We start from the raw sequence: 5,482 nt of genomic DNA, 5'->3' as shown, positions 1-5,482 counted from the left end.
CTCTCAATCAGCGCTTCGGGAATCGCTGCACAGTTCACCGCCACAAAAGGGCCTTTGGCGCGGTTGCCGCTGTCGTGCAGCGCACGGGCAACCACTTCTTTGCCGGTGCCGGTTTCGCCGCTGATCAGCACGTTGACACTGGCTTCGTTACGCAGCCGTTCAGCCAGCTTTTGCACTTTGCGTATGGCGGGGTCGTCGGCCCCCAACCGTTCTAGCGCTGTTGGCAGCGAGGAGGCGGGCTTACCGAGTGGTGCGATGCGCGGCCTGCGCGGCTCCAGCAGGCTAATAAAGTAGATGGCGTTGCTGGCGCGGGCGCGAAACGCCCGTAGCTGGTCGTTGGTCGCGCTGTTGATGCTCAGCACATCGGCAATCTCGCACTCAAACAGTTCGCTGAGCATCGGTGTGTGTTGGGCAGACCACGGCGGCCAGCGCTGTTGGTGCGCACTGATAAGTTCGCGGCCGACAGCATTGGCGGCAATCACTTGGCCGTTTTCTTCTATCGCGATAAGCCCACGCCCGTTCACGTGCACAAACTCCCGCGAGGTATCTAAGCGCACCATTAGGCAGTCGCGGTAGCGCTGCAAAAAGTAGGCGTCTTCGATCATGCGGGCGTAGAGCGTCACCAGCGAGAGGCTGAAGTTCTGGCTCTCATGCTGAGTGGGCGATTGCAGCGCAGAGATATCCAGCACGGCCATCACGTTGCCCTGCGGGTCGGCGATGGGGGCGGCGGTGCAGGTGAGCGAGATATGCGTGGCGTCGAAGTGCTCCTGGCGGTGGCAAATGATCGCTTGGCGATCGTGTAGGCAGGTGCCTACGGCACAAGTGCCCGCGAAGCGCTCGTCCCAGTCGGCACCTAAATAGAGGCCCGCTTTGCGTAGCTGCTGGTCTTGGTTGGGGTTGCCGCGAAACTCGACGGTAATGCCGCGATGGTCGGTGAGTAGCAGCACGTAGCCGAGCTGGGCGATTTGTTCATAGAGCTGATCGACCCCGGCGCGGGCAACGTGCAGCAGCTCATCGACGGATTCCCGGTGCTCGATCAAGGTTTGCTGAGGAACCACCCGGGCAGGGCGTGGCTGCGTGGGGTCGAGTTGGTACTCATTGAGGCAGCGCAGCCAGGAGCGGCGGATGGTGGCCTGCGCCGGAAGCTGCGGCGCATCCAGCCCTTCACCGAGCTGGAAGATGTGCTCGATATGCTGGCGCTGCACGGAGGCCAAGCGTGTCGGTGGTAGTGATGGTGTTGGCATGGCGAATCCACACACGATTATTGTTGTACTTCCAGCCTATGCGCTTTGTAGTGGGTGTCAACGAGGGTGTATTACGCCGTTAGTCGTGCGTTACACCTGTAACGTTAGCCGTACACAGGGCGTGACAGGTGTACGCGGCTTGCGCTGTTTTATAGCGGTGTGTGGATGCTAAATTAATTTTATTTTTCAATAACTTATTTCCTATTTGGCGCATTTGGCACGGCGGGTGCTTAGGGTTGAGTGTCTTATCGACAGTTCAACAATAACAACGACCTTGGAGTACCCGCGATGACTCACACAGAGATAAGTACCCCATCCAGCGCTACCAGCACCGTCAACGCATGGCTTCATGATTTTGATGAAGCGCTGCAGGCCCGCGATATTCAGCGCGTGCTGACGCTATTCAACGACGAATGCTACTGGCGCGATTTTCTAGCGTTTACCTGGAATCTAAAAACCTGCGAAGGCAAGGAGGATATCCAGGCCATGCTCGATGCCACGCTGGCCAATACCCAGCCCACCCAGTGGCAGCTTGACGGGGAGGCCAGCGAAAACGGCGATACCGTCGAGGCGTGGTTCACTTTCAAAACGGCCATTGCCAGCGGAAAAGGCTACCTACGTTTGAAAAACGGCAAGTGCTGGACGCTGCTGACCACCATGCAGGCGCTGGATGATTTTCCTGAACCCCGCAACCAACACCGCCCCAAAGGGGCCGAGCATGGGGCCAATAAACAGCGTGAAACTTGGCTGGAAGCCCGCGAACGCGAGGAAGCCGAGCTTGGTTACACAAAGCAGCCTTACTGTGTGGTGATAGGCGGTGGCCAAGGCGGTATTGGCCTGGGGGCGCGGCTAAAGCAAATGGGCGTGCCCACCATCATCATTGAGCGCAACGAGCGTGCGGGGGACTCCTGGCGCAAGCGCTATAAATCCCTCTGCCTGCACGACCCGGTATGGTACGACCACCTGCCTTATATTCCCTTCCCGGAGAACTGGCCGGTGTTTGCCCCGAAAGACAAAGTGGGCGACTGGCTGGAAATGTACACAAAGGTGATGGAGCTCAATTATTGGAGTTCCACGACCTGCGACAATGCACGCTTCGATGAAGCCGCAGGCGAGTGGATCGTAAACGTGAAGCGCAACGGCGAAGAGATCACGCTGCGCCCGAAGCAGCTGGTGATGGCTACCGGGATGTCCGGTATGCCCAACGTGCCCAAGTTTGCAGGCGCGGAGAGCTTCGAGGGCGAGCAGCAGCACTCCAGCCAGCACCCAGGGCCGGATGCTTACGCGGGCAAAAAGTGCGTGATTATTGGTTCGAATAATTCGGCCCACGATATTGCCGCCGCGCTCTGGGAGCACGATGCCGATGTCACCATGCTCCAGCGCTCCTCGACCCATATCGTTAAATCGGATTCATTGATGGAAGAAGTGCTGGGGCCGCTCTACTCCGAAGAGGCGGTGGCAGGCGGGCTTACCCATGAAAAGGCCGATCTGATCTTTGCTTCCATTCCTTACAAAGTGCTGCCTGACTTCCAACGTCCGGCGTTTGAGGCGATTAAGCAGCGCGATGCTGAGTTTTACCAACGGCTGGAAGACGCGGGATTTATGCTCGATTTCGGTGACGATGAGTCTGGCCTGTTTTTGAAGTACCTGCGCCGTGGCTCGGGTTACTACATCGATGTGGGGGCCTGCGATCTGGTCGCCAATGGCGATATCAAGCTGCGCAGCGGTGTCGGTATTGAGCGTATTAATCCCCACTCCATTACCTTGACCGATGGTAGCGAGCTACCGGCAGACCTCATTGTGTATGCCACCGGCTATGGCTCGATGAACGGCTGGGCGGCGCGGCTTATCTCCCAGGAAGTGGCCGATAAGGTAGGCAAGTGCTGGGGCTTAGGCTCCGATACCACCAAAGACCCCGGCCCTTGGGAGGGCGAGCTGCGCAATATGTGGAAGCCTACCCAGCAGGAAGCGCTGTGGTTCCATGGTGGCAACCTGCACCAGTCTCGGCACTACTCCCACTATTTGGCGCTGCAGTTAAAGGCTCGTATGGAAGGGCTAGAAACGCCTGTCTATGGCCTGCAGCCGGTTCACCACGTGGCATAAACACAGGAAGGGAAACCCATGAGTCAGTCAACGAATCAGCAACAGATGCAGGCCGCGGTATGGTATGCCGCTAAAGATCTGCGCGTTGAGCACGTGCCGGTGCCCACCATCAACGACCCTCATGCGGTGAAAGTGAAAGTCGCCGCCTGCGGTATTTGCGGCAGCGATTTACACGAATATGCCGCCGGGCCGATTTTTATTCCGGTAGGCAAACCGCACCCCATTAGCGGCGAACAGGCACCGATCATTATGGGCCATGAGTTTGCGGGCGAAGTGGTGGAGGTCGGCGAGAAAGTGACGCGGGTGAAGGTAGGCGACCGTGTGGCCATTGAGCCGATCCTTTCGCCTAACAAGGATGGCGCTTACCAGATGGAGCGCTACAACCTGACGCCGCTGCTCGGCTTTCACGGCCTCTCCGGCGGAGGCGGCGGATTTTCGGAGTTCACCGTGATGGGTGAACACATGGTGCACAAACTGCCGGATGACCTCAGCTTTGAACAGGGGGCGCTGGTCGAGCCTGCGGCGGTTGCGCTGCATGCGGTGCGCCAGAGCAGCCTCAAAGCGGGTGATAGTGCCGTGGTGTTTGGTGCTGGGCCGATTGGCTTAATGACCATCGAAGCGCTTAAAGCCGCCGGGGCTGCACAGATTTATGCGGTGGAAGTTGCGCCATCTCGTAAGGCCAAAGCCGAAGCGCTGGGAGCCACCGTTGTCGACCCACAGCAAGAAGACGCGGTGGAAAAGCTGCACGCCTTGAGCGGCGGCGGGGTGGATGTGGCCTTCGAAGTGACCGGCATTCCCGCCGTGCTCAATCAAGCGCTGCATAGCACCCACGAAGGGGGCGAAGTGGTGGTGGTGAGTATTTGGGAGGGAGAGGCTAGTTTTCACCCCAACGACCTGGTGATTAAAGAGCGCACCATGAAAGGCATTATTGCCTATCGCCATGTGTATCCGGCGGTGATGGCACTGATGCAGCGTGGCTACTTCCGCGCCGAGGATATGGTCACTCAACGCATTCCGCTGGCGGATATCGTCGAGGAGGGCTTTGAGGCACTGCTGAGCGATAAGGCGCAGGTGAAAATTATCGTCACGCCATAGCGGTACGTTTTTGAAAAGCGAAAGGCCATCCACGGATGGCCTTTTTTGATGGGCTTTTTTGATGGGCTGTGCCGCTACTCGGCGTAAATCATTTTGCGCGTCATCCCGCCGTCAGCGACAAAGTTCTGACCGGTGATAAAGCCGGATTCTTTGGAGAGCAGAAAGCGGGTGAGCGCGGCAATATCTTCGGGAGTGCCCACGCGCCCCGCCGGGTGCTGTTCGCGGTCGATACCACGGTGCTCCACCGGCTGCTGGCGGCTGGGTTTTTGCCAGTCGCCGACTTCGATCCAGCCCGGGCTAACGGCGTTGACGCGAATATCCGGGCCTAGGCTGACCGCTAGCGCGTGGGTCAACGCGACAATGCCACCTTTACTAGCGGCGTAGGCTTCGGTATCCGGCTCGGATTGGATGGCGCGTGACGAGGCCATCAGCACCATACTGCCGCCGTGCGGGCGTAGATAAGCAGCCCCATGTTTGGCGCACAAAAAGGCGCCAGTGAGGTTAGTGTTTAAGTAGGCCTGCCATGTCGCTAGCGAGAGCTGCTCCACCGGGCCATGGAAGGGGTCCGCAATGCCTGCGTTATGCACGATGCCGTTGAGCTGACCAAAGTGGCTGACGGTTTTTTCGAGGCTGGCCGCCACCTGGGCTTCATTATTGGCATCCGCCATTAGTGTTAGCAGGTTTTCACGGCGGGGCAGTCGTTCAGCGGCCGCACTTAGGGCTTCTTTATCAATATCCGTAATGGCGACGCGATAGCCGTCGGTGAGCAGGGTGTGGGCGATACCGAGACCAATTCCTTGGGCACCGCCAGTGATATAGATGATGTGGGGCTTAGTCATACGCACTTTTCCATGGTGAGTTAAACGTATCTTGGCACGGTAGCCGTTTTAAATATGAAATATCGATACAGCTAACGACAGCAGCTGAATAAATGCATACATTGACCTGAATCCGTGAGACCGGCCCCCGGAAGCACTTCTAACCCACTGACCTGCATGGCAATATAGCCATTATCGCCATTCACCCAGACAGTGCCATGC

4 protein-coding genes are annotated in these 5,482 nt (G+C 58.1%); 2 read left to right on the top strand and 2 right to left on the bottom strand.

What is annotated here, in order from left to right:
• Positions 1 to 1,244: sigma-54-dependent Fis family transcriptional regulator (locus tag BIS10_RS17045; protein ID WP_253507073.1), on the bottom strand; the 1,244-nt coding region annotated here is incomplete at its 3' end.
• 288 nt (positions 1,245 to 1,532) lie between these two features.
• On the opposite strand from BIS10_RS17045, the gene BIS10_RS17040 reads away from it, so the two are divergent.
• Together BIS10_RS17040 and BIS10_RS17035 are read left to right on the top strand one after the other, a co-directional pair.
• A complete protein-coding gene (locus BIS10_RS17040) occupies positions 1,533 to 3,347 on the top strand; it encodes an NAD(P)/FAD-dependent oxidoreductase (protein WP_253507070.1) in 1,815 nt (604 codons plus the stop codon).
• Between the two features lie 18 nt (positions 3,348 to 3,365).
• Positions 3,366 to 4,442 carry a 2,3-butanediol dehydrogenase gene (locus tag BIS10_RS17035; RefSeq protein ID WP_301282087.1) on the top strand — a complete coding sequence of 359 codons (1,077 nt, stop codon included), beginning with the start codon at positions 3,366 to 3,368 and terminating at the stop codon, positions 4,440 to 4,442.
• Between the two features lie 74 nt (positions 4,443 to 4,516).
• Here BIS10_RS17035 and BIS10_RS17030 read toward each other — a convergent pair whose 3' ends face one another.
• Positions 4,517 to 5,281: an SDR family oxidoreductase gene (locus tag BIS10_RS17030; RefSeq protein ID WP_253507067.1), complete on the bottom strand. Its 765-nt coding sequence runs from the start codon at positions 5,279 to 5,281 to the stop codon at positions 4,517 to 4,519.
• Positions 5,282 to 5,482 lie beyond the last annotated feature (201 nt).

This window comes from Halomonas sp. 707B3, from assembly GCF_024158645.1.
Lineage (GTDB): Bacteria > Pseudomonadota > Gammaproteobacteria > Pseudomonadales > Halomonadaceae > Vreelandella > Vreelandella lionensis.
Note: the sequence above shows the minus strand (reverse complement) of the source record. Positions and strands in the feature narration are given on the sequence as shown.